The sequence below is a fragment of the Streptomyces sp. NPDC030799 genome, from assembly GCF_055572255.1.
Genome location: NZ_JBVIDS010000005.1, coordinates 386,602 through 412,221 on the forward strand (window position 1 = coordinate 386,602; position 25,620 = coordinate 412,221).

Here is a 25,620-nt window from a genome sequence, read left to right on the forward strand (position 1 = left end):
GACAGCACAGCAGCCCATCGGCTCCGAACAGGGCGCCGCCACCCAGGTCTGGGCGGCCACCTCCCCGCAGCTGGCCCACCAGGGCGGCGTCTACCTGAGCGACTGCGACATCGCCCCGCTCTCCCTGGACGACGCACCCGGAGTACGGCCCTACGCGGTCGACCCCGAACAAGCCGCACGCCTGTGGACCCTGTCCGCACAGCTGACCGGCACCAATGCGTTCGCGAGCCGGTGACACGGCGGGAAACGACACGTGCCGATCAGCATGACCACCGGGACGGCCCACACCGTGCTCACCTCCACCGAGGCACTCTCCCAGGGACCCGCACACGAACTGCGGGCACTGCGCGACGCCGACTTCGGAGGCAGCAAGGCTCTCGACCCGGAGGTGCGCGCGCTCAACGAGCGGGCCACGGAGATCGAGGTGACCTGGGCGCGCCAGGACGGCCAGGGGCGGGAGTTCAGGCAGGTCCGCGTACGCTACCTCGCCGCCCGGACGGACGCGGGATGGCGAACGGTCGCCTCAGTGATCCTGGCCGGCTGACGAAGCTGGGGCGGGAGCGTGGGCGCCGGTGCGAAACACCGGCTGGTGTTCGTCGACCGGCTCCTGGCCGAACGCTCGACCATCCGGCAAGAGACCCGATGCCTCCAAACCCCTACTCCCTAAAGCCATCAGCGGGGACGGTCAGACGTTGGGGACCTTCAGTGCGTCCCAACTGGCCTTGCCGGGGGTGCCGTTGGCATCGTCACCTGCGAAACCGAGCTTCCGCTGCCAGGCGGCGTAGGACTTCACATCGCCCGGGCCCCATACATCGGCGTTGGCGCTCGACTGGTACTGGTTGCAGCCTTCGGCGACGAGCCGATGGTGCATTGCGGTGATGATCGGCGATCTACGTCCGGTGTGGAAGAACGATGCACCAGGGAACGGCTCGGTAGCAGGCCCGGGTGCGGGGTGTGAATCCTTGAAGTGGTCGTACGCCTCCTGAGCCGCCGCGAGGACCTTGTCGTAGATCGTGTCCATGTACGGGCCGGCGCAGGCGGTCGAGGACCAGTGGTGGTGGTAGAAGAGGTTGCTCTTGCTGGGGCGTTCGCCGATCACCTTGGCGAAGTGCCAGCCGGCGAGACGTGCGGCGCTCTTCCAGGTGGCCTCGGCGACCGTCCAGCCGGGCGCGAGCGTTTCGTTCGCCATTTCGATGCTGATCGAGCTCTGGTTGCCGGCCATGTCGCCGACGGCCCAGGCGTACTCGTTCACCTTGACGTACTGAGCGACGGCACCGGCGGCGTCCACGTCGAAGTGAGCCGAAGCCGGACGTGTCCTCCAGACGTTGAGCACACCCTGGTGCGAAAGCCGGCCGCCGTTGTGGTGCAGCGTGACCGACGTCTTCCTGTAGGGCTTGTGGGTGACGTGGCCCGTCGCGCTGAGCTCGTCGATGAGGTTCGAGACGGTACGGTCGTAAGCGATGGTGGCGGTCACTTGGAGTCCTCCGCGTCGTTCTCGACGCCGTCCTCGGCGAAGGCGACGAAGTCGCTCTCCGGAAGGTCATCGAGGTTGTCGGTGCCGGGTCCGTCGCCGGTGTCGGTCCTTTCTAGGGCCGCCTTCACGTCCTCGTCGTCGAAGTTCTTCTCGGGCATGACGCCGTCCTTTCAGTTCTGCCCGCATAGCGTTGAGCGCGGAGGTGTACAGCTCCTCCACTCGCTTCTGCGGCGCTAGGGCCTCGGCCTTCAGACGTTGGGCACCTTCAGTGCGTCCCAACTGGTCTTGCCGGGGATACCGTTGGCATCGTCACCTTTCAAGCCGAGCTTCCGCTGCCAGGCGGCGTAGGACTTCACATCGCCCGGGCCCCATACATCGGCGTTGGCGCTCGACTGGTACTGGTTGCAGCCTTCGGCGACGAGCCGATGGTGCATTGCGGTGATGACCGGAGATTTCCGTCCGGTATGGAAGAACGACGCACCAGGGAACGGCTCGAATTTGGTGGGGCCGGCGGGCCCGTCAATCATGTACTGCTTGTAGGCCCCGCTCACGAACGTGGACCATTGGTTCCAGTCGTGTGCGTCCTTGATGGCCTTTGCCGTCTTGGCGTTGTAGAGCGGGTCCCTGAGCTTGCCCTCAACCCTGAGTGTGTCCGGTGGGGAGGACTGCTTTGGATGCTTGAGGGAGCGTATCTGGAAGAGGCCAATGGACGGCCCCCACTTGTCGTCGACCAGACCCTGGTCTCCGATGATGCCTGGGTCGCCTTTGGATTCCGCCATGGCGACGGCCGCCGCGATTTTGATGTCATCGCCGGCGAACCCTGCCCGTGTGGCGAGGGCGCGCAGCTCGGTCAGGCTCATTCTCATTTTCCGACGCCCCTCCAACTTGTTGATCAGAAGCCATGCCCACATGGCGCATCACGGTGTCGGATCCAGAACCGGGAATTGACCGTAATTCCCGATTCGGGAGGAGATATTGTCGAAATATGATAACTGTGCCTGCGGGTTAGCAATGAAATCCCGCTGCGAGCTTCCCCTGATTTGTGAGGCGTGAAAGATCACTTATTGCCACCATATGGCAAGGTCAGGGATCGTGCAAACAGAGCGCTGACGAGTTCGTGCACAGTAGGCGGTGAGACGTCGGAGACTTCGGTGGGACTCGGTGTTCGTATGTGCCGTGCCGATGCCAGGCCGGTGATCTCCTGATGACACAGCAGGCCAGCGACGGCTGGGAATGCGGCTTGTGCTGTCGTTCGTGCATTTCCTCGTACCAGGCTGGGGCGTTCTTCTTGAACCTACCGTGCGGTGGTCTCACCACCCGCCCACCGGTCTGCGCGGGCCCTAACCTCGATCTTTCACGACGGTCCATCGATTCATCCAGCGGACCTTTTCGGCTAGTCAGGTGGTGTAGGCACGCTGGTGGCCCGGCTGTCGCGCCGGGTGGGCGCCGGGTTCCATGGCTCCGGGCTTGAAGCCTGCTCGTTGGGAGAGGGAATCGCTGCTGGTCAGCCGGGCAGGCGTTTGGGCTCCCAGCGGCGGTCTTGGCCGGTCAGGGCGAGCATGGGCATCCAGGCGAGCAGGTCGAGTGCGAGCTGGACGATCTCCAGCCAGACCTGGTTCTGGTAGGCGCCGTGGAGGGGGACGTTGCGGACGATCAGCCGCATTCCCTTCGGCCGGCTCTTGAGGACGTCGCCGGCGAGCTCGGCGACCCAGGCGCCGTCGCTGACCTTGCCGTCCGGTTCAATGGCCGGGGTCCAGACCGAGGCCGGGACCAGAAGCACGGCTTGGTGGATGGCGTCGGTGATGGTCATCCCGACCGAGTAGGACAGCCATCGGCCACGTGCGGTGAGCCAGTTGAGGAACGTGCGGGTGCCCCCGCCGGAGTTACGGTGTTGCTGCCCGCGTTGCCCGGCCGCAGCAGGCCGGCGACCGGCTCTCCGGACCCTTCGCGGCCGTGGTCGACGAACGCGAACAGCGGGTGGTGGCCGAAGGTCTTCTTCCAGGTCCTGGCGGCGTGCTCCTTCTCGGAGTGCGACAGGACCAGCACCCCGTCGATATCGACGACCATCCCGCCGTGGGCGTCCGGGGCCGCCGTACCGGCCAATTTCCGGACCCGCTCGCGGACTTCGGCCCGCGCCTGGCGGATCGCCGCAAGGGCACGGGGACCGGCGGCTGCCAGGGTGTCAACCAGGCGGGAGACGGTCGGATCGGACGCCACCGGCCGAACACGGCGGGCTCGGCCCGCAGCATCGCGACATCGGCCAGGCAGTCCCCGCGCAGGGCCAGGGCGAGCGCGACATCCAGCAGGATCCTGCCCGGATCGTGCACCGCCCGAGGCTTGCGCCACGGCGCGAGCGCCGACGACAGCGCGTCCGCCGGCCCTGTCCGACAGGCTGTCTGCTTTTCGCTTATCTGATCACCTGTCGGATAAGCCGCTCATGAAAGCCCGACGTCAGGTGTTCCATGGCTCCACGGGCTCCAGCCGCAGCAGCCGGGTCGGCCAGGGTGCCGGCTTGGCCGGGCCGAACCAGACCCGGACATCCTCTCCGGTGCGGACGGGCAAGCGGGGAAAGTCGTTCTCGGCGTGCTCGGTGCGGTGCAGCGCGTTGCCCGGACCCAGGTGCCGGGCGGCGTACGCGTCGAAGTCGGCCGCGTCGGTGGGGTGGCACACGGTCGCGAGCACCCCACTCGTGCCAGGCTCCGGTGTGAAGCCCGGGCCGCGCAGCAGCAGGACGTCGTCGCTGTCGACCATGGTGGCGTTGGCCGCGTCGCGGTGCTCCCGCCAGACCGGGCCGGTGTAGAACGCCTCCAGCGCGTGCCGGCGGTGCGCCATGTCGGGGAACGCGCGCAGCCAGACGAAGCGGTCCGGGTCGTCCAGGTCGCGGAACCGGCCGCCGACGGTGATTCCGACCGCCTGCTGACCGGTCACGAACTCGCGCTCGAACAGCTCGATCAGCGTTTCCCGGGCGCCGGGATGCAGGGTGTACTGCCGGAGTTCGACGATGCTCATGCGGTGGCCTGCCCGGTGCGCGTGAGGTCCATGGTCCAGTTGTCGTCCATGCGCCGCAGGTTAGGGCCGGTCTGCTGACATCTACTGTCAGTGGATACTGAGCAGCATGCGTGCGAGCCGGCTGGTCACCCTGCTTCTGCTGGTCCAGAACCGGGGCCGGATGACGGCCCGGCAGCTGGCCGACGAACTGGAGGTCTCCGTCCGGACGGTCTACCGGGACGTCGAGGCGCTCGGTGCCGCCGGTATCCCGCTGTACGGTGCCGCCGGCCACGCCGGCGGCTACCGGCTGGTCGACGGCTACCGGACCCGGCTCACCGGACTGACCGCGGACGAGGCGCAGGCCGCGTTCCTCACCGCACTCCCCGGCGTCGCCGCCGAACTCGGCCTCGGCGAGGCGCTCGCCACCGCCCAGCTCAAGCTGCGGGCCGCCCTTCCGACGGAGCTGCGCAAGCACGCCGAGCGGATCCAGGAACGCTTCCTGCTCGACGCCCCCGGCTGGTACGGCGACGTCGACCGGGTGCCTCACCTGGCCGCGGTCGCCGCCGCAGTGTGGGCGCGGCGGGCGGTGGTACTGCGGTACCGGCGCTGGCGGGCGCCGGAGGAGATCGAGCGACGGGTGGAGCCGTATGGGCTCGTCCTCAAGGCCGGCCGCTGGTACCTGGTCGCCGGCGGGACGTCCGGGATCCGCACCTACCGAGTCGACCAGGTCCTCGAAGTCCGGCCGACGGAAGAAGGGTTCGTCATTCCGGACGGGTTCGACCTGGCCGGATACTGGAACGGCTATCTGGCCGACTTCCGAGCGCGACTGCACACCGGGGAGGCCCTGGTGCGGCTCACCCCGGAGGGCGCCCGCCGCCTCGGCGTGACAGCCACGGGCGACGGATGGACGGAGGCCCGCGTGCCCATCGAGTCGATCGACCACGCCCACCGAGAATTCCTGCGGCTGGGCGCCGATGTCGAGGTCGTGGCACCGGCCGAACTACGCAACCGCATCGCCGAGACGGCCCGAGCCCTGGCCGCCCGCTACGAAGGGTGACCCCGGGCAGAAGGTTCTCCCGACCTAAGGGCTGTCCCGCAAAAGATCACCGGCAGCTCGGCGGTGGGCTACCCCATGACTTCGCGGGCCGCGTCGAGAAACGCCGACCGGTTGTCCTCAAGGTAGTCCCGCACGCTCTCACCGTCGGGCAAGCCGTGCCACACGGTCTTGTTGAGGTCGAGGAAGTGCGCGTGTGCGGCGTCATGCACAGGCAGGGGGAACTGGATGCGGAGGAGCCGATCCGCGACCCATAGCCTGTACATGACGTCCCGGGTTGTGAGGTACCACGCATCGGTGTCGTCCCACTCGGACGGCCGGGTGTAGGCGCAGCGTTCGGCCTCGGCCGACACCTCGATGAACCGCTCCAGCAGCGCAAGCCGTTCCGCACGCCGGGTCTCCGTCAACGCGATCCGCTGCCGTTGCTGTTCGGCACGTTCCGCTGATTGCTGAGTCCTGTGCTGGACGAGGTAGGACAACACGCCGCCGAGGACAACGCCGCCCAACGATATGAGTGACACCCAGACCTGACCTGTCATGACGATCATCGTTCCATAGCGTCAATCTTTGAGGCGATCTTGAAGTGGCAGGTGTGATCACGGCGCTCAAGCGTCCTGGATAGCCCCGTTCACGCAGAGGACGACCGTGGAGCCTGCCGCTGGAGGAGGGCTCCTGCTGGTGGCCGCGTACTGGCGGACGAACCTGACACTGCGGCAACCCGCCCTGCTTTTTCCGCAAGGACACCGTGCTGATCGTGGACGGTACCTTGGTCCCCACCCGCGACCACACCGTCGCCGAGCAGTCGAAGAATTACCGGTTCGCCGCCAACCACCAGGTCGTCATCGACGCCGACGTCCGGCGCGTCGTGGCCGTCGGCCGGCCTGTGCCCGGCAACCGCAACGACTGCAAGGCATGGGAGCCGTCCGGCGCGAAAGACGCCGTCGGCAACGCCACGGTCATGGCGGACGGTGGATGCCGGGGCACCGGCCTCGTCATCCCCCACCGCCGTGAGCGCGGTCGGGCCGAACTCCCGGCTGAAGGACGACGGGGTCTTCGGGCCACGAGCGGTGTGGTCCACATGCACAACCTCGCACTCACTCAAGCCTGAACAGGACGAAGCGAGATCACCTTCGTGGCTCCTCAGGCACGCCAAAATCACGACGCATAGCCTCAAGCTGCTCGCGATTCGGGATGACCGAGTGTGGGCCGTCGGTTACGCCGAGATCACTGCGCATGGACTCCCTCATGGTGTCGATCAGGGACCAGAGCGAATGCTGTGCTTCAGCCGCTGATCGTAGGGTCTCACCCGGCCACGGGGTTTCCCTGCTCCAGGCGCAGCGTGTGGGTGTGGCCGACGTCAACGGCACTGCCTTGGCGGGGGGCGTGTAGGACGGGCGAGGTGGCCCGCATCAACGCCGACGGTGAACGAGGCACAGCGCCCGTAAGGACATTCGTACGCGACACTGGTCATGTCGGGCGCTGATGACACGGGTGTTGGATCTCATCAAGGGGCGGTCCGCCAGGCGCCCGGCACCACCCTGCGACATGTGTGGGTCACACATCCCCGTCGCCGATCCGGGCACGTCGACGAGCTCAAGGCCGGTCCGCCTAGGTGGTACTCGGGCGTATTGGAACCCGTCGTATGCTCCCGCAGACTGCCCAGAACCGTGGCGGCGAGAAAATGGCCGCTGCCTCGATGTCAGTGCCGGGGGATAGGTTCTCGGGCATGGTGAAAGCGATGATCGTCGACGGGACGGTTTCAGGCATGCGACCGCGGGGCGGACACCGATGGTGACGGTCTACGAATGGTTCGACGACCCGCGTGCACTGGACGCCCTGGCCGCCCAGAACTACCACCGGGGGCTCGCCGAGGCGCTGATCGCGGCTGCCGACCGCGATCGGCGTACGTGGGACGTCACCAAACGCAACGCCTTCCGGCTGGTTGCCGGGATGGACGAGGAGCAGCGTCGGCCAGTGCTGGACGAGCTGGTACGGATGCTCTCGTTCGGTCCCTGGCTCTCCGGGGACCAGGCGCGGTTCACCGCCGCCCTGCGGGCGATAGCCGACCTCGCAGACGGTGGTGATTCCTTGGACCCGGCCGACCGGGTGTACTACCGCGAGCAGTGGATCGCGGTGGCCCAGCACCAGGTCGAACTCTCGCAGATGCCCGAGGTCCGGCTCGTCATCGAGTACGAGCTGGCCGCCGGGCGGCCGGTCCCCGCGACCCTGGTCGCGGCGGTCCGGAGAACGGCGGAGGAGACGTTCACCGGGGCCGAGTACGCCGAGCTGGCCGCCCGGCTGACCGACCCTCCGGTGAACCCCGGCGAGGCCTGGGCCGACCGTGCTCTGGCCCAGGCCGAAAAGGGTGGCGCGCCCTGGTGGGAGCTGCTGGCCCACGCCGCCCGCGCGCGCTCCGCCAAGCCGAGCCGCGCCTGGGAGCGCAAGGCCCGCACGCTGCTGACCGCGATCGGCGAGCAGGAGGCAGCGGAGGCCGTGGTGGGCTGGCTTGCCCGGGTCGGCAGGCGGCGCACCCTCCCACTGATGTGCGAGGACACCCAGGTCGACGGGTACGACCGGTTCAACGAGAACGCGTTGCGCGGCCTGTGCTGGCTGCTGGCGCTGGTACCGCCCGCACCGGGGGACGCTTCGCGGCGCGCGGACGTGCTGACCGGCCTGGTCACCGACGCGCCGACAAGGGTGTCCAACGCGGCCGTGTACGCGCTGGCGCAGTCGGGCGATGCCGAGGCGCTTCGCCGGCTGGTCCGGTCGGCCGGTGCAGTGGACAGACCTACGCGCAAGCTCGTCGACGCCGCGCTGGACGCCGAGGCGCAGGCCAGAGGCGTCACCCGCGCCGAGCTCGACGAGCTGCTCACCCTCTTGGCCGGGAGCTCCTAGGCGGGGAGCAGCCGCACCAGCAGGAAGGCGGCATTCTTGTCCGGCCGCACGGTCATGGACTGGGCCCGGTAGCGTCCGGGTGCCAGGTCCACGGGGAGGTACTCGCCGCTGGAGACGACCTCCTGGCCCTCGTACGAGGCGTCGGTCAGCAGGTACCGCCCGCCGGTCAGCTCGACAGTGACCTCGTCCTCCCAGCTCTCGTCACCGACGACCGCCTGCGCGACGGCGGCGGCGAGAGCCGTGTCGTCGTCCGCATAGCACCATCGCGCGAAGACCAGGTGGTCGGGCAGCCAGGTGACGGCCTGCGGCTCGCCGCCGAGCGTCAGCACGTCCCCATGGCCCGGCAGCGGGAGGGCGTCCGCGTATTCCGAGGTGTGGTGCAGAGCCTGCTCCCACCCGTCCCACCCGGCCAGAGCGCCCTCCGGGACCAGCGCGTACCGGGCGGTGTCGGTGGAGTCGAGCCATCCGTCGACCGGTTCGAGGCAGTGCGGATCACGATTCATGCGCCGGATCATCGCACTCGCAGCTGACAGCGTTCGAGGCACAGGATCCGAAGGCGCGCCGGAGGAGCGCAGACCCAGCGCTATCGCCCAGGAGTTTGGGGGTGACGTCAGCTGGCCCCATCTGCGGGGAGCTGAAGGCCTCCTGCATGACCGCGGAGGCCGCGACCGAAGCGCTCAAATCGGCCTACTTACTTTTGCGTGACTGAGCCCTCCGGTTGGCAACTGTTCGCCAACCGGAGGGCTCAGCGTCCATCAGCGTTCGCATGAAGTGCCGACCCAACGCGATCACCGGTAGCCTGCGTCGCCCGCAGACCCTCCTGCGCGGGCGGTACGACCAGGACGGTGCCTTGCGGGATGTCGCATGCAGCGCCCCGCTGCACCCCGAGGCGGCCCCGCCACCTTGCTGCACAGCTCACCGCGGGCGCGCCGAGGCACCCCTGGAGGGCGTCCAGTTCACCACCGGATGGGGGTCCCGGACACGATGCCGCATCGTCCGCCGCAAGGAGGGCGCGTAGTCAGCCCCCACCCCACCAGCTGAGGTGCTGCCACTCGACCGGGCAGCGACCCAACCACCTTCGTGGCCCCCACCACTGCTGCTAGGCTCTCGCCCGAGCTATCGCGCTGGCTCAGTGACAACGGCTCCGCCGGTTCACCAGGTGCTGCGCGCCGCGCGCTTGAGTCCGTTCTCATGCCTCGGAGCCCTCCATGCCTGTCGACCATGCCCGCAAGACCGCCATCCGCCAGCGGATGGCCAGGACGGGCGAGCCCTACCGCAAAGCGGCTCGCGCCATCGACTTCATCTGTGCCTGCTCTACGCCGCCGCTGTGCGCGGTCCATCTGAGTCCCTGGGACTGTCCGGACGACTGCCCCCACCGGGACAACGTCCACGAGACCCCCGAGTACCGGGCTTGGGCGGCCACACCCCGCATCCCCGACGACTGCCCCGGCCATGCGACCTGCCAGGAGCCGGCCTGCTTCAACGGCTGCAACGACGTCCATGTCAGCATGTGCTGGGACTGCCTGCACGTCTTCGGCGTGACCGACGACGACCCCGAGGACGGCACCTGCCCCAACGGGTGCGCCCCGCAATTCCCGCTGGAACAAGCCTGGCTCGCTGAGCAGCCGACCGACGGACCCTGACCGGCCACCCACGCAACACGACACGGCCCCGAGCAACACCGCTCGGGGCCCACACATACGCGCGCGGGCACCGTCATGACCCGGCCGCGGCCGCTGCTGCCGCAGCGGGAGCGGCGCTTCCGCTATCCGGGCCGCAGGCCGTTGCCGGACCGAGATGTGCTGTGCGGGATCTTGTACGTGCTGCACACCGGGATCCAGTGGGAGTACCTGCCGCAGGACCTCGGTTCGGCTCGGGTACGACCTGCTGGCGCCGACTGCGCGACTGCAACGACGCCGGCGTCTGGCAGCGGCTCCACGAGGTCCTGCTCGCCGAACCCAACGCGGCCTCACGCCTGGACTGGTCCCGCCGCGTGGTCGACTCCTCCCACGTCAGGGCGCTAAAAGGGGGAGCCAGACGGGCCCGTCGCCAGTCGACCGGGGCCGGGCCGGCTCGAAACACCACCTCATCACCGACGGACATGGCACCCCGCTCGCAGTCCTGCTGACCGGCGGCAACCGCAACGACGTCACCCAACTGCTGCCGCTGCTCGACGCGATCCCGCCGGTCCGCGGCCGGGTCGGGCGCCCTCACCGCAAACCGGACTGTCTCTTCGCTGACCGCGGCCACGACCACGACATCTACCGCGACCAGGTCCGCGCCCGCGGCATCGTGCCCGCGATCGCCCGCCGCGGCACCCTGCACGGCACGGGGCTGGGCACCTACCGCTGGGTCGTGGAGAGAAGTTTTGCCTGCCTGCACGGCTTCCGACGTCTGCGCATCCGATGGGAACGCAGGGCGGACATCCACGAAGCCTTCCTCAAACTCGCCTGCTGCCTGATCACTCACCGGCAGCTCGGCGTTTTGCGCTGCCGTCAGTAGAAGTCATCACGCGGCTGGGCGCTGCGGCGATGCAGATCTATTCGGGGAAGCATCCAGCGGCCTATGAGATGGCGACATCATGCTGCAGTTCACACCTGTCGTGCTGGAGGTGCAGCCGGTAGAGGTCCTGCAGTGCAGCGACGGGAAAGGAGTGCTGAACCCACTTCGCCCGATAGCCGTCCTCGCCATGAACCTGCAGTACTGACTGAGCGGCTTCCAGGATGACGTGCCCCAGCAGGTCTCGCGGCTGCGTAGAGGCCCAGACGAGTGTGCCCTTCTGGTCGGGCGCATCGAAGCTCGTGGACATGTCAGGGAAGCGGTAGATCGCCACATCAACCTCCGAACCCCTGCCTCGCAGGACCCACCTCACTTCAGCCGGTTCAAGGTCGAAGGAGAAACGCTGGACAGGTATGGGGCCATACAGACCCGCCACACCGTGAAGCAAGTCGGCAAGAGCATCCGTGCAGTAGCTGACGACGTCCTTCCGCTCCGAAGAACCATCCTTGATGAGGCACGTCGCCCAGCCGCTGCCACTCAGTTCCCAACTGAACTGAAGATCATTGGTCATCCCGCCCCTCCCGGTGATCGTCTCCGAAGACGGTACAGCGCAGAGACAGGGACCCCTCGCAACCAACCGCCGGACCCACCAGTCAGGAGACCGACCAGTTCGCTTGGCGGGTGCTGCGCCCGTTCATCTTCATTGTGTTAGGCGCTGTAAGTAGCTTTTCTACTTCCGCAGTTTTTTCGTTCGGTTGCGTTGCCCGATTTCCTTGATTTCGGTGCGAATCGCCAACACTGGCGGTCGAAGGCCGGCACGGCGGCGAGCCGGGCCTTCGCGGCGGTGAGGTGCAGCCATCCGGGACGGGGGTCAGGATGTCGCCGAGGGCCACCAGCGAGTGGCGTCGGTGGCGGCACGTAGGGTCTGCGCATGACTGATCAGTGGTGGGTGGACGTACGTCAGCGGGTTGAGGCGGCTGGTGCAGGGCCTGCGAGCAGCAGGGTTTTCGGGGCATTGGGACACAAGTGGGTCCTGGAGGACCCGCTCACCCAGGCCGAGGTTGCCGAACTCGAGGCCCAGATAGGCGTGCGGCTGCCGGAGGAGTACCGGGCCTTCCTGCTCGACGTGGGCGCCGGCGGCGCCGGCCCCGCGTACGGCCTATTCCCGGTTCGGCGCGTGCAGGGCCGTTGGCGTTGGGAGGGTGACGGCGCGGACCTGGCTGACCTGTCGAGGCTTGCCGAGCCGTTTCCTGACCAAGGTCCGGACCCGGAGCTGGTCAACGATGTTCTTACCCAGCGTCCCGAGGAAGAGGACTTCGACGACATCGAGGACTTCGACGACGCCATCGAGGCGTGGGACGAGCGGTGGGAAGCCGTCATGTTCGCCCCGGAGCGCACCGCTGGCGCGATCGTGATCTCCCACCTGGGCTGCGCCCAAAGAGAGTGGCTGATCATCAGCGGCAGCCACCGCGGAACGATCTGGTTGGACTGCCGGGTAGACGACGTCGACCTCGCCCCGCTCCTCGACGACGACGGTATGCCGGTGAGGTTCGCCCGCTGGTACACCGACTGGCTGGAGAAGGCCGAGCACACAGCCCTGTCGGCACCGTAGGTCGTCACCCTGCGCTGCTGAGCGTCGGCGTTGGCCCAACGGGCCACCTAGGGGTTCTGGCCGGCCTTCCGTGATGAGTACGCCCGGCAGGGGACCCGGCGATGCCGATGCCGAGCGGCATATCGTGTCCAGGCAAGGCATCTCAACCACGGGGGCGGACATGACAACAGGCGGCCAGGAGGCGGAGATGCGGGGCGCGGTCGATCCCGATCCAGCGTCGCCTGCGGATCTGGTGCGGCGCATCGAGCAGATCGCACTGGCTCAAGGTTTCGACTTCGGCGAGGTGCGGACCCGCTCGGGATGGGCCGCCGGCGCCGAGGTGAGCACCGATCGAGGAATAGTCGTTGTTTCCCCGTGCGAGGAGGATTCCTTCTGTATACGGATCCTCCGCCACCGTGGCTTCACGTCCTCGGAGGGGTGGACGAACGACCTTGTCGCTGCGGTGGAGGTCGCGAATCTGTGGCACCAGGGCGACAGTCTGCGGGAGCTGCGCGACCGCTTTCCCTTCATGAGCTGGAGCGAGCTGGCGCAAGCGTTCGAGGATGGTGACCCTGCTCCCGCGAAGTGGCGTGAGCTGCTTTTCAGTGAGTGGCATTTGCCTGATCGACCGTTCCTGAAGGCGGCCCACGCACACCCTCAACTGCGGAGGTTCTGGCCCGACATCAGCCACAGGAGTCTGACGCTGTGCCGGACGCCATTCGACTTGGAATCGGGCCTTGTGAAGATCTGGCCTCTGGGGGAAGGCCGCTATCGAGTCACCATGTGTCCGGGTGAGTTCTGGCGTGAGGTGTCCTCGCTGAGCACGGCCCTTGAGGTCGCCGCTGCCTGTTTCGCTCCCGTTCCGGATTCGTAGCCCTCCGACGCGCAGTTGCTCTCCTACGGCAGCTGCAGATGGCTGCTTCTGCGCTTTCTGATCATGTTGTGATGTGTCGGCGTAGGCTTGCCAACGGCGGTGGCGGAGGCGCGCGCAGTGTTGGGGAGGGGAACGCGCGCGAATCTCCGGGAAGGCATCGAGGGATCCCCGCATCTCGTCGTAGCTCGAAAGAATCTGTACGATGCGTGCGCCCATGGGCTCTTGTCGGGACACGTCCCGCGAGGGCCCTTCTTCTCACCGTGGGGATGCATATGCGCAGACGCGCTTCGGTCGCCGCTCTGTCCGGCGCCCTGGTTCTCTCTTCGGCTCTGGTGTTTCCCGCCGCCGCGCAGGCGCACGCGGGGCCCATGACCAGTGACGACACGACGATCACGAAGGTCGTCGTCAACGGCGGCAAGGACATCGTCCTCGGCACCTCCGCCAAGAAGACGTTCACCGCCACGGTGACCGCGACCGACCCGGACGGCATCACCGGCGGCTGGGTCGCCCTGTGGCACGGCACCTCCTTTGATGACCAGGGCAGGGACGGTGCTCTGTTCCCCGCCGAGGAGGGATCGGGCTCGTGCGCGGCGGCCGATGTCCGCACGTCGACGTGCACGGTCCACTTCACCGTGGACCCGAAGGTTGACATGACCACGAACTCCTATGCGGGCACCTGGCACGCGTACGCCATCGCGTACGGCCTCCCGAGCGGTTCCGTCAGCGACGGATACGCCGGCTCCGTGCACATCAAGCGCAACACCACGCTGACCGCGAATGCCTCGCCCGAGCCGGTGGTGCATGGCCGGACCATCACGGTCAAGGGCACGCTCACCCGCGCCAACTGGGAGACGCACGCGTACGCGGGCCTGAGCAACGTGTCGGTGAAGCTCCAGTACCGCAAGTCGGGCACCAGCACGTACACGACCCTCAAGACCGTCACCAGCGGCTCGGGCGGAGCGGTGACGGCCACTACGACCGCGACGAGCGACGGGTACTACCGCTTCTCCTACGCGGGCACCACGGCCACCGGCGCCGCGACGTCGGCCAGCGACTTCGTCGACGTCCAGTAGGAACCAGGGACCCGCTTCCGGACCAGGGACAGGGGAGCGGGCAACCCCGCCGTCGATATCAGTCTCGGTCTCCCGGATCCGGAATTCCCGTCGCGTACGGGTTCTCCTCGCCCTCCGTGAGGATGCCCATCAGTCGTCCCCTGGGGGCAGATCGCGTTGACCTGCAATGGCGTCTGAGAATCGCGATCGATCCGGGTCCGATTCGTCGACGATTCGCGTTCGTTTCGCGCGCGATTCTTGTGCAGAGCTGCATCAAGGGCGGTCGCCTGCCTCGGACATGAAGGCGTCCCGTACCACGAGGAATGCGGTACGGGACGCAGGCGCAGCGGCCGGAGCGCTACTCGGTGGCGGTGGCGGTGGCGGTGTCAGCGACGGTCACGACGAGCTGCTGCAGCTTCGGCCGCCTCGATCATGACGTTATGTGACTCGACATCAGGTAGAGACGGCCGCTGTGGCAACGGTAGACCCGAAGGCCACGACTTCGCGTTCGGGGGCCTGTTGGTCTCGTTGTCCGGTCGCTTCGCCCGTTCCGAGACCCGGGAGACGTTCGCGCGGATGAGCCGGGGCATGCTGATGGAACTTGAGGACGTAACTGCGGGACCTGGCCGAAGCGATGGGTGAGCGGGGCCCGCATCGCCTGCACCACCTGCTGTCCCGTGCGGTGTGGGATGAAGAAGCGGTGCTGGGACGGACGGCGGCCTGGGCCGTGGAACCTGCTCGACGACGAGGACGGGGTCCTGATCGCGGACGAGACGGGGGACGCGAAGTCCTCGCCCGACGAGCTGAGCTTTGCGACCAAGCCTCAACGCGGATGCGGACCGGCACGGGCCCAGAAGGGCGTCCGCGACTACGACTGGGCGCTGATCGAGATCACCGCCGCCGACACCGCCAACGGCCAGGACGGCGCTACTAATGGACCTCGGTACTGCCGGCCCGTCGGCACCATTACACGTGCACGGTGTCGTACTACCGCTGCTTCACTCCGGGACCGGTGACACTGGCGCGACGATGTCACTGGTGTGTCTCAGGCCGCACGCCCGCCACCCCGACTTCCTGGCCGCCCAGCGGCGCGAACGCGCCCGTATCCGCAGCGAGATAGGCATCCGCTGGGGCGGCCGCCCTCTCAATCCCGCGGCCTGACCGCCGCGCCGTGACCGTCGGCGATCTGACACCAGCGGCCTCGCCGCAGGAACGAGGCCCCCCAGGGCGTTGCGGGCCAGCAGGCAGGCGTGCGGTCTGCTCGCCAGTCCGCCAGGCTCCTGCTCCAGCCTCGCGGTGACGACGAGTCCGGCCTGCTCCAGCAGGCCGATCATGCGGTTCAGAGGCAGGAGATCCGACTCGTAGGACACCGGATGGCCATAGCCCTGGGTCGGCTGCAGCCGCTCATTGCCGACATAGTCTCCCCAGAGCAGATAGCCGCCGGGCGCGAGCGTGCGGTGGACCTCGGCAAACACCGCCGGCAGCCACCGCGGGGGCGTGTGGTGGGTGGAGTACCAGGCCAGGATGCCGCCGAGCTCGCACCGGCCCGCTCGTCGACGGGCTCATCAACCACTTGGTCGACGATCCGGGCGAACCGCAGGAGATCCTCACTTCCCTGGACCGACTGGCGGCCGCCACCCGCCAGGATGCCGACGACGTCCGCATCGCCCTCGCCGAGCTGGTGGAGTCGGGGGACGCCCAAGTGCAGCGTGGCCCGGAGCCGGCCGACGCGGAACGCCTGGAGGCGCACCAGCGCTTCCGCCCGGTCATGAACGGGGATCACTTCCGCGAGAACCGAGTACAGCCGACTATCAAGGGTGACGACGCGTGACGCAGAGCGTGCCGGGCACGGTGGGAACGGAAGACACGCGCCTGATCGTGGTCCGGGGCAACAGTGCCTCGGGGAAGTCGTCCGTCGCGGCGGGCCTGCGCGAGAAGTTCGGCCGCAACCTCGCGATCGTCGGCCAGGACAACCTGCGCCGCATCGTGCTGCGCGAACGCGACCGGCCCGGCGGCGCCAACATCGGCCTGATCGACCTGACCAGCCGCTATGCCCTGGACAACGGCTTCCATGTCGTCGTGGAGGGCATCCTGTACGCCGACCGCTACGGCACGATGCTCCAGGACCTGGTGCGCGCCCACCGAGGTGTCTCACGCTGCTACTACCTCGACGTGCCCTACACGGAGACGGTGCTCCGGCACGCGACGAAACCCGATGCCGAATACCTCGAGCACGTCACCGAAGACCACCTGCGCGACTGGTACCGAGAGAAGGACCTGCTGCCCGATGGCCTGGAGACCGTCCCCCTCCACAGCTGGGGGAGGGGCGCAAGCACCGCAACCACCTGCGGCTGCTGGAGATGATGATGACCTCCAGAGCGCCCGAGCGCGTCGTTGGGGCGGCCACGATGCGTGAGGCATACGAGGTGCTCCTCGGCTACCCGGCGCTCGGCCCGTTCCTCGCCTATCAGTTCGTCATTGATCTCAACTATGCGCCTCATCTTGGGTTTTCTGAGATGGACTTCGTTGTGCCAGGCCCTGGTGCGCGTGATGGCATCCGTAAGTGCTTCGGTCCTGCAGCCGACGGCATCGAGGCGGACGTCATCCGCTACATGGCCGACTCCCAGCAGGAGCATTTCACCCGCCTGCAGCTGCCCTTCGCCGGGTTGAAGGGACGACGGCCCCTGCAGTTGATCGACTGCCAGAACCTGTTCTGCGAGGTCGACAAGTACGCCAGGGTGGCCCACCCGGATATTGCAGGCATCAGTGGTCGCAGCCGCATCAAGCAGTCATACCGGCAGGACGGCGCACCGCTGCGGGCCTGGTTCCCGCCGAAATGGGGCCTGAATTAGGCGTCGGCTGCTCGCCGTGGTGGATCAGACACCAACGCCGAACAGCGTTGGCGTCAGGGAGTGCTGGAGGGCACCGAGTTCGGACTTGGTGCAGTCCAGCCGGGCGCATCCCGCCATGACGGTCAGCGCACCGGGCGTGAGCTCGGCGTGGTGGGCGGCCCCTGATCACGGCCTCGGGGCCCGCCGTGGTCTGCGGCGGTCTTCATCCCAAGCTTCGTCGTCGTCCGTGACATGGGCGCTGCCGGCCTCGTAGGCGGCGCTCCATTTCGCCGAGGAACGCAGCTTGTCCAGGCGCCGGATGATGCGGGCGAGCTGGTCGACCGGTTCCGGCTTCTCGGCGGTTCCGGACCGTACGCCGTTGATGAGCTGCCGCCAAAGACCAGATGGGCGGCCGCCCTGCCTTCCTCCCCTTCGGCAAAAACGGCTCCAGCACCGCCCACTGTGCATCCATGCACACGCCCTGGTGGTGCCAATGCAGGCGGAGCATGCCAGGGCACTCATGGAGTAGAAGTGAAGTGTGTGACGGATCCATGACGCTGCGACCCCTCCGGCAGTGGGCCAGCACCATGGATTTCCTCGGATCACAGTCCGGCGAGAGTGGACTCCCGCTCGCGAGCGGTGGGCCCATCATGCGGCCGGCATTCCACATCAGGGGGACACACATGCGCCGCCGCATCGCCGCCGCCGTCCTGTTCGCCATCAGCGTCTCGCTTGTCGGCTGCTCAAGTTCGAACGACAGCCACAGCGCTCCGAGCTCGGCGCAGAAGCTTGCGGACTTGGGCGGTGGAAGCCACTCCGTCGGCCAGCGCCAGCAGGCACTCAACACGTGGGATCCCGCCGCAACGAAGACCCGGCGGCGCTGGCCGGTTATGTGCGCGCAACGGTGCAGGATATCCAGCGCTGACCTGCGCACTGCCTCGGTCGTCTTCTAGGGTCGTCCGTATGATGATCGACACTGGGGTCGCCGGCTTGCTCTTCGAATCCCTCCGGGCGGACGCACTCACCAGCCCGGAGCAGCTGCGCGAGCTCTACCCGCAGCCGAACCCGAACTCGCTCCGCAAGGAGATCGACCGCCTGACCGAGGAGACCCGGGCGCTGATCGGCTGTTCCTCGCTGGTGTTCATCGGCAGTGCGGACGTCGAGGGCCGGGCGGACGTGACGCCGCGTGGCGGCCCGGCCGGGTTCGTCTCGGTGCTGGACGAGCGCACCTTGGTGATCCCCGACGCGACCGGCAACAAGCGGCTCGACACCATGCACAATGTGCTGGAGACCGGACGCGTCGGACTGCTCTTCCTCATCCCCGGCCGCCCGACCACGCTGCGCGTCAATGGCCGCGCCTGCGTCTCCGCGCGCCCGGAGCTGCTCGCCCAACTCACTCCCGTTGGAAAACCGCCGGTCACGGCGATTGTGGTGCATGTCGAGCAGGTCTATCCCCACTGCCCGAAGTCGCTGATGCGCGCCAACGCCTGGCAACCGGAGCGGTGGGTGCCTGCTGACGCCCAGCCGACCAGCGCCGAGGTGACACTGGCCCAGCTGAATCTGCCGGGCATGACCGTCGACCAGATCGAGGAGGCCGAACGGGAGTCACTGCGCCTGCGTTACGAGTGAAATTCGAACTGAGTCGAGAAAGGCACCCGCTGGGGCGGGTACGACTTGCTCTGACCCCTGCCGAGCAGGATGACAGTGCTCCGCGAATTTCGACCCGACGCGCTTCCTCACCCGGAGGATGCAGCGTGAGCGAGGCGGCGCAGAAGGTCCTCGCAGCCCTGCAGAACGCCTGACCGCCATCCGTCCCACCATGGGACGCGTGCGGCGGAGGCGGGGGCTGTGCGGGCCGGGTCGTGCGGGCCGGGCCGGGCTGTGCGAGCCGGGCCCTGCGGTGACGGCCCAGGCCTGCTGCCCTCACCACCGCGGCTGCGTCCGGCGAGAACGGCTCAGGGCGCCAAGTTACGTCAACCGCGGCGGTCGACCCGTTGTGGTGTCTCCATTCACTGGGCCCGGGTGCTGGGTGAACGCGGCGCGGTAGGCGCTGGGAGTGAGCCCGGTCCGTCTCGACAGGTGCTGGCGTAGGGAGTCGGTGGTGGCGAGACCGCTGAGCCGGGCCACGTGGTCCATCGGCAGGTCGGTTGCCTCCAGAAGTTCCTGCGCCCGGATCACGCGCTGGTGGAGGAGCCACTGGAGAGGGCTGAGGCCAGTCTCTGCCTGGAACCTGCGGGTCAGGGTGCGGACGCTGGTCCGCGCGTGGGCAGCGAGGTCGGCACGGGTGAGCGGTTCGTGCAGGTGGTCGAGCGCCCAGGCGCGGGTTGCGGCGAGCGAGGTTCCGGTCTCGGGCGGCAGTGGCGTCTCGATGAACTGGGCCTGCCCGCCGGGTCGCACGGGTGCCGCTACCACCAGACGGGCGACGGCGTTGGCCGTCACGGCGCCGTAGTCGGTCCGTACCAGGTGCAGGCACAGGTCGATGCCGGCGGACAGTCCGGCGGAGGTCAGGAGGTTGCCATCCTCGACGTACAGCACGTCGGGGCGCAGCTTGACGGAGGGGAAGCGGCGCGAGAACTCCTCGGACTTGGCCCAGTAGGTGGTGGCGCTGCGTCCGTCGAGCAGTCCGGCCTGGGCCAGGACGAAGGCACCTGTGCAGATCGAGGCGACACGTCTGCCTGCGGCTGATGCGCGGCGGAGTGCTGAAAGGACGCGCGGGTCGATGTCTTCGCGGGCGCCGGTTCCGGTGACGATGACGGTGTCGGCGTCGTCGATGGCCTCCAGCCCATGGGGGACGGTGATTTCCAGACTGCTGCTCGCGACTGGCCCGGGACGGGCGGTGCAGATGCGCACCTGGTAGCCGGGTCGTCCGTCGATGGTGGTCTCTCCGAGCACCAGCTCCGGGATGGACAGGTCGAAGGTGGTGACAGGGGGGACGGCGATGACGGCGACCCGATGCATGGCCCGAACCTCCGGATGTTTGGCATTCGGGCCACTACCTTACGGATCACCAGGGACAGAGGGTAGAGCTGTCGCCCCGGCCGTCGGGGCGGCTGATCCCACTTTCTCGATCAGGGAGTGCACACGTGTCCTTGCGCGTCATCGTTGGAGCCGGAGCCACTGGATCGGCCACCGCGCGTCTGCTGGCCGACGCCGGTGAGCAGGTTCGGCTAGTCACCCGCCGAGGCAGCGGGCCTGCGCACGAGCGGATCGAGCGGATCGCCGCCGACGCCACCGACGCAGTCGGGCTCATAGAGTTGACCACCGGGGCAGTGACTTTGTTCAACTGCGCCATGCCGCCATACGACCGCTGGCCGTCCGAGTTCCCGCCTCTGGCCGCCGCGTTGCTGTCCGCGGCGGAGCGCACCGGCGCGGACTACGTCATGCTCGGCAACACCTACGGCTACGGCCCCGTCGACGGGCGCGTCACCGAAGACCTTCCTCTGGCACCCACCAGCGTCAAGGGCCGTGTCCGCGCCCGGATGTGGCACGACGCACGCGCCGCCCACGAGGCCGGCCGGGTGCGGGTGACCGAGGTCCGGGCCAACGACTACCTTGGCGCGGGCGCGTACTCGCCGTTCACGCTCATGGTGGGGGCACAGGTGCTGGCTGGCTCGCCCGTCTCCTACCCGGGCGACCTCGACGCCCCGCACAGCTGGACGTACACCACCGACGCGGCGCGCACGCTGATCGCCGCAGCGCGGCACGAGGAGTCCTGGGGTCGGGCCTGGCACGTGCCCTCCACCTCTCAGGCCCCGGTCCGCGAACTGGCCGCGCGCCTGGCTTCAGCGGCCGCTGCACCTGCCCCAAGGCTGAGCCGGATGACGACGGCCGAACTCGAGGAGATCGGACGCACCAATTCGGTGATGGCGGAGTTCCCGGAGATGCTGTACCTGTACGACCGTCCCAACATCCTCGATGCGTCGTTCACCGCGGCGGTCCTTGACATCGCCCCCACCCCGATCGATGTGGTCCTCGACGATATGGCCGCGGAGCACGGCCGGTCCGAGGCCATGGCGGACCGCCGGTGAGCCGGTAGGCGTGACCCCGACGGGAACGCCGGTGATCAAGTGACGGTGGGTACACGCGAGCCCGTTCCGTGCGCCGCTGGGCGTCTGCCCGGCGCGGCCGTCGCCCAGCGCGCCGTTCTTCAACCTTTGGCAGAGCCTCGGTGACGCCGGTACGTTCTGCGCGGTGACTTTGATCGAGACGCACGGTCTCGTGACGATGACCGACGAGGCGCAGGTGCGCTGGACGGCGCTGGGGGACACGACTCGGCAGTCGGCTGTGGTTCTGCTCCATGGAGGTCCGGGGCTGCCGGACCATCTGGGCGGTGGCGCCCCCATGATCGCGAACCTCGGTCCCTCCTACGGCACCGATGTGAGCGGCGGGAACTGTTGGCGAGGGGCGTCCCGGCGCATGAGGCGCTCACAAAACCGCTGGGGAGGTCGGAGCAGACCGACCGCCGCCGCTGGTTGTGGTCTTCGATTGACCGGACTCATGTGGACACAACCAAGGCTTGGGGCGGCACCTGGTTAAAATGCGCTGCGCGCTACAGCTACCGGGGCATGTCCGGCCAGCGCGCCGCCAGGAGAACACGGCCTCATGCGCACCACTTCACCCACCTCGCACGCTTTTTGGACCGCCCTCGCCGCTCTGACTGTTGTTTTGGCACTGATACTCGCCGGTTGAGGCTCACCTTGATGACGATCGGCACATCTCAGCTGGTGCGGGACGTCCCGCTGTTGGCCGTGGCACGGGCTGCGTTGAAGAACTGCGGGGGAGTGGGAGCCGCGACCGGCCGAGTCCGGTGCTCCGCGACTCGCGGCGCCGGTATGCCCAGCCCATGCGTGAACACGCCAGCACTACCCGGGCCCGTTGCGCCGGGTTGGAGGGGCAGTCTGCGAGCAGGGCGATGCCCTCCGCGCACCGGGCGAACAGATGGGGGGCCTCCGCCGCGGCCGTGGGCGGCGCGGCGTACGGGCCGCCGACCCGCGAGCGCCGGGAATTATCTGAGGCTTGTCCCGTAATGATCGAATGGCTGAGTCAGACGGCTCTGGCGTGGCCTCCTCGATCTATCCGGCAAGGGTGAGGGTGTGGAGGCGGGCGAACCTTGCGGTGGGAGATGTTGTGTTCCCCCTCCCAGGCAGGACGTTCGGTCTGGCTGCGTTCTCGGCGGTGTGGGATGACCAGGCCGGTGCCGCGGTAGCCGTCGTCGGCAAGGACAGCTGTATGGCCGACGGTGGCTTTTGCGTCCGAGAGTTCCCATGCCTTGCAGTCGTTCCGGTTGCCGGGAAGGGGCGGCCGACCACGACGATGAGTCGGGCGACGGTGTCCGGGCGGAACCGCCGGCGCGGCCGGATCGCGAGGAGGGGCCCAAGGCGGACGATGATGCGGTCGGCCGCGGACTTCGAGATCCCGAACAGCGGCCCGAGCCGGCGCAACGTGAGGTTGGTACGCCAGTACGCTGCGACCAGTAGGACCTGGTCCTCCAGCGGCAGGCTCCAAGGCCGGCCGCGTCGGACGGTATCTGCCCCCTCACGGCGCAGCTGTGGACCCCAGTGCGTTGGGATGCCTCGTTGTGGGTGCGCAGTTCTGCGCTGGCGGGGCTTGTCACTTCGCTCCAGAGTCTGCGGCAGCCTCGGTGCGCGCTGGGGCCGTCGTCGGCACCGCCATGCGCGAGTGCGGGGTGGAGGCCGAGGGACGGCGTTGTGTCGGAGTGGCTGAGGGGACCGCGGAGGATGAGGCGGTGGTGGCCGGGGGGACGGCGGAGGGTGAGGCGGTGGCGGCCGGGGGGCGGGTGGGAATGGGTGTTGTATGTGTCGACGGGCGGGAGCTGGGGCGGGGGGTGACACTCACGGGAGCCGACTCGGCCGGGGTCGGTGGCGCCGTGGGGCTGCTCGCGGGGGGCGGAGCGAGGGGGACCGTCGTGGGGGTGGGCTCCTGGTGGGCAGTGCGCAGCAATGGTATGGCGAGGAGGGCAGCGACCGTGCAGGTCGCGCCGGCTGCGACAGCAGCGCGCAGAATGCGGCGGCGGGCCGCGCCACGGCGGATCTCTTCGTACCGGCCTGGGGGAGGGGCAAGGTGCTCGGAGGACGGCCGCATGATGACGGCCAGGGGGTCGTCGGGTTCGAAGTCGGGACCGTCGTCATCGTATGTGATCAAGGCTTCTCCTCAGGTGGGCGCGGAGCAGTTCGCGGGCCGCGTGCAGATCGGCCTTGACGGTTCCTTCCTTGCGCCCGGTCAGCTCGGCCACCTCCCGGATCGGCAAGTCAGCGTAGTAGTGCAGGAGGGTCGGTATGCGCAGTCGTTCGGGGAGCGCCTGGACGAGCAGGCGGACCGAGGGGTCGGTCTGCTCGGTGGGCGGGCGGACACACGCCTCCACAGTGGCGCGACGCATGGCGTTGCGCTCGCGCTCCAGGCGGCGCCAATGGTCCCGGACGATGTTGGCGGCCGTGACGTAGAGGAAACCCCGGGGCTCTGACACGGACGTCCAGCGAGCCCAGAGTCGGGTGAACGCCTCCGAGGCGATCTCGTGCGCGGTCTCGTCGTCGTCGACCAGACGGCGGCACCAGCCGGCCAGGCGGGGGTAGAGAGCGGCGAACAGCTCTGCTGCCGCCTTCTCACGGGACCGTTTCAACGCTCTCCATGGGAGGATGGGGACACTTTTCGCGCCCGGGGGCGCGGGGGCACCCGCGGGAAAGACCCCGGGCCGACGGCATAGGTTCCATCGGCCCGGGATCGGGGCGGGCAGCAACCGGTCAGGGGCTCGCGGTGCTCAACGCGGCGAAGACGATCACGTTGTCGAGGTAGCCGTCGCCGGTACGGGGCCCGCCGCACGTGATGAGCCGCAACTCTGGCCGGGCGACGTCGCCGTAGACCGCCTTCGTCGGAAAGTCGGCCTTTGCGACGGTCCGTACGGAGGTGACGGTGAACTCGGCCGATCTGCCGTTCTCCAGGCGCACAGTGATCCCGTCGCCCCGGCGCAGCCGGTCGAGGTGGCGGAAGACGCCGTCCCCGTAGGCGCCGACCGTGACATGGCCGAGGATCACCGAAGGGCCCGTCTGGCCCGGCGCCGGGGAGTTCTGGTACCAGCCCGCCCGGTCGTGCGCCGTGATAGGGGGTACCTGCACGCTGCCGTCCTGCGCCAGCCCGAGTCGCATGACCGGGGTGTCGACACCGATCTCAGGAATCCGCAGCCGCGACGGAACCGAACGGCCCGGCGTGTCCGTCGCTTTCGCCGGGTCCGCAGAGGACCGGGCGGTCACGTGCGTGCCACGGGAGCGCGTGGCAGATGCCCCGTCACCGCCGCGGCCCGCGCAGCTCACGAGCAGCGAGGCCAGCGCCGCGGTGACGAATACGCGCCTGGAGAGGTGAGTCATGCCCCGGTCGCCCGTCGGCGGCGTACGAGGAAGACCGCCGCGCCGCCCACCGCGAGGGCGCCGGCGGCACCACCGCCGATAAGCATGCCGTCCGAGCTGGAGTCGTTTGAGCCAGTGGTCACGCCGGTGTTGGGAGCGCCACTCGGTACGACGCCGACCTGGCCGCGTCCCTCGCTCGGCGCGACGGTCGGCACGGGGGTGGCCGCCCGACTCGGCTCCCGGGTGGGGACCGCGCTCGGCTCCGCGCTGGCCGGCGCGCTCGGCCGGGCCGACGGTTCTGAGGTGGCGGAGGGACGGGAGGTAGGGGACGAGCTCGCTCCGTGGGCGAACGCGGGTACCGCGCTTGCCAGCACGGCGACGCACGCGGCTGCCGTGGCGCTGAGGACTGTACGGCGCATGAATCGCTCTCTTTCGTCGGCCGACCCGGCTGGTGGCCGAGCGGGCTGCGTGATGGATCGAGCGGAGAGACGAGACAGGATCAGCACAGGTTGCAAAGGATTGGCAAAGGCGCGCGGGGCGCGATCGGTACGCGCGGTCAGCCCCCGGGCAGCCGCATGCCGGCTGCGGGCCGGCTTCCGCAAGGCGGCGGCAGACAAGCGCAAGCGGACTGCTCAGCCTCAGGAGCGGAAAGGTCCGCGCGGTGGCCGATCCGATGGGCCCGGTGCCTCGGCACGGAGCGCGGCTTCGCCGCCTTGCGTGCTGAAGCTTCGATGTGCCGGGTGGGCGTCAGCCGACTGCAGGCGTACCCCGAGGACGTCCAGCTTGACCAGGCCGAAGCCGTCGAGCTCCACATCATCATTGTCCGCCTGCACCATCGGGACTCTCTCGACCGGGCCTGACTATTGCCCTGCGCACGGCAGCCGCCAGCCTGTCAGATCCCGTTCCTGGGCTGTCGCAGAGATCCGATCAGAGCGCAGGGCAATGCGGATAGAGCGTCACCGGGTGGGCGAGCCCCTCGTGTCGGCAGCACGCGTGGACTTTCA

The 25,620-nt window shown here is 68.5% G+C and carries 25 protein-coding genes and 6 pseudogenes; 17 read left to right on the forward strand and 14 right to left on the reverse strand.

Annotation, left to right across the window (positions count from 1 at the left end; genetic code table 11):
- Window positions 1-25: 25 nt before the first annotated feature.
- Both ACZ41I_RS15300 and ACZ41I_RS15305 read left to right on the forward strand, forming a co-directional pair.
- Window positions 26-235: pseudogene (locus ACZ41I_RS15300) on the forward strand (oxidoreductase); the annotation flags it as partial.
- A gap of 18 nt (window positions 236-253) precedes the next feature.
- Window positions 254-544, forward strand: a complete 291-nt coding sequence (locus ACZ41I_RS15305) for a DUF6841 family protein (protein ID WP_468514302.1) — start codon at window positions 254-256, stop codon at window positions 542-544.
- Window positions 545-685: 141 nt separating this feature from the next.
- Here the strand turns inward: ACZ41I_RS15305 and ACZ41I_RS15310 are convergent, their stop codons facing one another.
- The 5 genes and pseudogenes from ACZ41I_RS15310 to ACZ41I_RS15330 form a co-directional block, all read right to left on the reverse strand.
- A complete protein-coding gene (locus tag ACZ41I_RS15310) occupies window positions 686-1,474 on the reverse strand; it encodes a peptidoglycan-binding protein (protein ID WP_468514303.1) in 789 nt (262 codons plus the stop codon).
- Window positions 1,471-1,632 carry a hypothetical protein gene (locus ACZ41I_RS15315; RefSeq protein ID WP_363218328.1) on the reverse strand — a complete coding sequence of 54 codons (162 nt, stop codon included), beginning with the start codon at window positions 1,630-1,632 and terminating at the stop codon, window positions 1,471-1,473. Before ACZ41I_RS15315 ends, ACZ41I_RS15310 begins: the two co-directional genes overlap by 4 nt.
- 90 nt (window positions 1,633-1,722) lie before the next feature.
- On the reverse strand, window positions 1,723-2,334 hold the full coding sequence (locus ACZ41I_RS15320) for a peptidoglycan-binding protein (protein WP_468514304.1): 612 nt from the start codon (window positions 2,332-2,334) through the stop codon (window positions 1,723-1,725).
- A gap of 653 nt (window positions 2,335-2,987) precedes the next feature.
- Window positions 2,988-3,873, reverse strand: a pseudogene (locus ACZ41I_RS15325) (transposase); the annotation flags it as partial.
- 52 nt (window positions 3,874-3,925) lie between these two features.
- Window positions 3,926-4,483 carry an NIPSNAP family protein gene (locus tag ACZ41I_RS15330; protein ID WP_399768101.1) on the reverse strand — a complete coding sequence of 186 codons (558 nt, stop codon included), beginning with the start codon at window positions 4,481-4,483 and terminating at the stop codon, window positions 3,926-3,928.
- Window positions 4,484-4,589: 106 nt separating this feature from the next.
- Between ACZ41I_RS15330 and ACZ41I_RS15335 the strand changes: the two genes are divergently transcribed.
- Window positions 4,590-5,519: a helix-turn-helix transcriptional regulator gene (locus ACZ41I_RS15335; RefSeq protein WP_468514305.1), complete on the forward strand. Its 930-nt coding sequence runs from the start codon at window positions 4,590-4,592 to the stop codon at window positions 5,517-5,519.
- Window positions 5,520-5,587: 68 nt separating this feature from the next.
- Here ACZ41I_RS15335 and ACZ41I_RS15340 read toward each other — a convergent pair whose 3' ends face one another.
- Window positions 5,588-6,064 carry a hypothetical protein gene (locus ACZ41I_RS15340; protein WP_468514306.1) on the reverse strand — a complete coding sequence of 159 codons (477 nt, stop codon included), beginning with the start codon at window positions 6,062-6,064 and terminating at the stop codon, window positions 5,588-5,590.
- A gap of 83 nt (window positions 6,065-6,147) precedes the next feature.
- On the opposite strand from ACZ41I_RS15340, the pseudogene ACZ41I_RS15345 reads away from it, so the two are divergent.
- A pseudogene (locus tag ACZ41I_RS15345) lies at window positions 6,148-6,549 on the forward strand (transposase); the annotation flags it as partial.
- 755 nt (window positions 6,550-7,304) lie between these two features.
- Window positions 7,305-8,411, forward strand: a complete 1,107-nt coding sequence (locus ACZ41I_RS15350) for a hypothetical protein (protein WP_468514307.1) — start codon at window positions 7,305-7,307, stop codon at window positions 8,409-8,411.
- On the opposite strand, the gene ACZ41I_RS15355 is transcribed toward ACZ41I_RS15350, so the two are convergent.
- Window positions 8,408-8,914, reverse strand: a complete 507-nt coding sequence (locus tag ACZ41I_RS15355; protein ID WP_468514308.1) for an Imm21 family immunity protein — start codon at window positions 8,912-8,914, stop codon at window positions 8,408-8,410. The two genes, ACZ41I_RS15350 and ACZ41I_RS15355, sit on opposite strands and share 4 nt — an antisense overlap.
- Window positions 8,915-9,619: 705 nt before the next feature.
- Between ACZ41I_RS15355 and ACZ41I_RS15360 the strand changes: the two genes are divergently transcribed.
- Together ACZ41I_RS15360 and ACZ41I_RS15365 are read left to right on the forward strand one after the other, a co-directional pair.
- Window positions 9,620-10,054 carry a hypothetical protein gene (locus ACZ41I_RS15360; protein WP_468514309.1) on the forward strand — a complete coding sequence of 145 codons (435 nt, stop codon included), beginning with the start codon at window positions 9,620-9,622 and terminating at the stop codon, window positions 10,052-10,054.
- Between the two features lie 75 nt (window positions 10,055-10,129).
- Window positions 10,130-10,913 (forward strand): annotated as a pseudogene (locus ACZ41I_RS15365) (IS5 family transposase).
- 61 nt (window positions 10,914-10,974) lie between these two features.
- Here ACZ41I_RS15365 and ACZ41I_RS15370 read toward each other — a convergent pair.
- Entirely contained in the window at window positions 10,975-11,481 is a 507-nt protein-coding gene (locus tag ACZ41I_RS15370) for a hypothetical protein (RefSeq protein WP_399768122.1), read from the reverse strand.
- Window positions 11,482-11,841: 360 nt separating this feature from the next.
- Here ACZ41I_RS15370 and ACZ41I_RS15375 point away from each other — a divergent pair, with 360 nt between their 5' ends.
- The 5 genes from ACZ41I_RS15375 (at window position 11,842) to ACZ41I_RS15395 (ending at window position 15,588) form a co-directional block, all read left to right on the forward strand.
- Complete coding sequence (locus tag ACZ41I_RS15375) at window positions 11,842-12,522, forward strand: SMI1/KNR4 family protein (protein WP_468514310.1); 681 nt, start codon at window positions 11,842-11,844, stop codon at window positions 12,520-12,522.
- 73 nt (window positions 12,523-12,595) lie between these two features.
- On the forward strand, window positions 12,596-13,375 hold the full coding sequence (locus tag ACZ41I_RS15380) for a DUF6193 family natural product biosynthesis protein (protein ID WP_468514311.1): 780 nt from the start codon (window positions 12,596-12,598) through the stop codon (window positions 13,373-13,375).
- A 368-nt stretch (window positions 13,376-13,743) separates the two neighbouring features.
- On the forward strand, window positions 13,744-14,448 hold the full coding sequence (locus ACZ41I_RS15385) for a calcium-binding protein (protein ID WP_399768130.1): 705 nt from the start codon (window positions 13,744-13,746) through the stop codon (window positions 14,446-14,448).
- A 668-nt stretch (window positions 14,449-15,116) separates the two neighbouring features.
- Window positions 15,117-15,443 (forward strand): hypothetical protein, encoded by a 327-nt coding sequence (locus ACZ41I_RS15390; protein ID WP_468514312.1) that lies wholly within the window; start codon window positions 15,117-15,119, stop codon window positions 15,441-15,443.
- Window positions 15,444-15,456: 13 nt separating this feature from the next.
- Window positions 15,457-15,588 (forward strand): hypothetical protein, encoded by a 132-nt coding sequence (locus ACZ41I_RS15395; protein ID WP_468514424.1) that lies wholly within the window; start codon window positions 15,457-15,459, stop codon window positions 15,586-15,588.
- A gap of 71 nt (window positions 15,589-15,659) precedes the next feature.
- On the opposite strand, the pseudogene ACZ41I_RS15400 reads toward ACZ41I_RS15395, so the two are convergent.
- Window positions 15,660-15,965 (reverse strand): annotated as a pseudogene (locus ACZ41I_RS15400) (class I SAM-dependent methyltransferase); the annotation flags it as partial.
- A gap of 35 nt (window positions 15,966-16,000) precedes the next feature.
- On the opposite strand from ACZ41I_RS15400, the gene ACZ41I_RS15405 reads away from it, so the two are divergent.
- The 4 genes from ACZ41I_RS15405 to ACZ41I_RS15420 all read left to right on the forward strand — a co-directional run bounded on the left by ACZ41I_RS15405 (window position 16,001) and on the right by ACZ41I_RS15420 (window position 18,887).
- Window positions 16,001-16,258 (forward strand): DUF6042 family protein, encoded by a 258-nt coding sequence (locus ACZ41I_RS15405; RefSeq protein ID WP_468514313.1) that lies wholly within the window; start codon window positions 16,001-16,003, stop codon window positions 16,256-16,258.
- A complete protein-coding gene (locus ACZ41I_RS15410; protein ID WP_468514314.1) occupies window positions 16,255-16,791 on the forward strand; it encodes a P-loop NTPase family protein in 537 nt (178 codons plus the stop codon). Before ACZ41I_RS15405 ends, ACZ41I_RS15410 begins: the two co-directional genes overlap by 4 nt.
- Window positions 16,791-17,279, forward strand: a complete 489-nt coding sequence (locus ACZ41I_RS15415; protein WP_468514416.1) for a nucleotide kinase domain-containing protein — start codon at window positions 16,791-16,793, stop codon at window positions 17,277-17,279. The genes ACZ41I_RS15410 and ACZ41I_RS15415 overlap by 1 nt, the downstream gene beginning before the upstream one ends.
- Before the next feature lie 942 nt (window positions 17,280-18,221).
- Window positions 18,222-18,887, forward strand: coding sequence for an MSMEG_1061 family FMN-dependent PPOX-type flavoprotein (locus ACZ41I_RS15420; protein ID WP_399768143.1), 666 nt, complete (start codon window positions 18,222-18,224; stop codon window positions 18,885-18,887).
- Between the two features lie 339 nt (window positions 18,888-19,226).
- Here ACZ41I_RS15420 and ACZ41I_RS15425 read toward each other — a convergent pair whose 3' ends face one another.
- A complete protein-coding gene (locus tag ACZ41I_RS15425; RefSeq protein WP_363220555.1) occupies window positions 19,227-20,216 on the reverse strand; it encodes a GlxA family transcriptional regulator in 990 nt (329 codons plus the stop codon).
- A gap of 125 nt (window positions 20,217-20,341) precedes the next feature.
- On the opposite strand from ACZ41I_RS15425, the gene ACZ41I_RS15430 reads away from it, so the two are divergent.
- Entirely contained in the window at window positions 20,342-21,286 is a 945-nt protein-coding gene (locus ACZ41I_RS15430; RefSeq protein WP_468514315.1) for an NAD-dependent epimerase/dehydratase family protein, read from the forward strand.
- Window positions 21,287-22,361: 1,075 nt separating this feature from the next.
- Here ACZ41I_RS15430 and ACZ41I_RS15435 read toward each other — a convergent pair.
- The 4 genes and pseudogenes from ACZ41I_RS15435 to ACZ41I_RS15450 all read right to left on the reverse strand — a co-directional run.
- A pseudogene (locus tag ACZ41I_RS15435) lies at window positions 22,362-22,804 on the reverse strand (helix-turn-helix domain-containing protein); the annotation flags it as partial.
- Between the two features lie 599 nt (window positions 22,805-23,403).
- Window positions 23,404-23,895, reverse strand: a complete 492-nt coding sequence (locus ACZ41I_RS15440) for an RNA polymerase sigma factor (RefSeq protein WP_363220978.1) — start codon at window positions 23,893-23,895, stop codon at window positions 23,404-23,406.
- A 121-nt stretch (window positions 23,896-24,016) separates the two neighbouring features.
- Entirely contained in the window at window positions 24,017-24,637 is a 621-nt protein-coding gene (locus ACZ41I_RS15445; RefSeq protein WP_468514316.1) for a class F sortase, read from the reverse strand.
- Window positions 24,634-25,035, reverse strand: coding sequence for a sortase-dependent protein (locus tag ACZ41I_RS15450; protein WP_399768153.1), 402 nt, complete (start codon window positions 25,033-25,035; stop codon window positions 24,634-24,636). Before ACZ41I_RS15450 ends, ACZ41I_RS15445 begins: the two co-directional genes overlap by 4 nt.
- Between the last annotated feature and the right edge of the window lie 585 nt (window positions 25,036-25,620).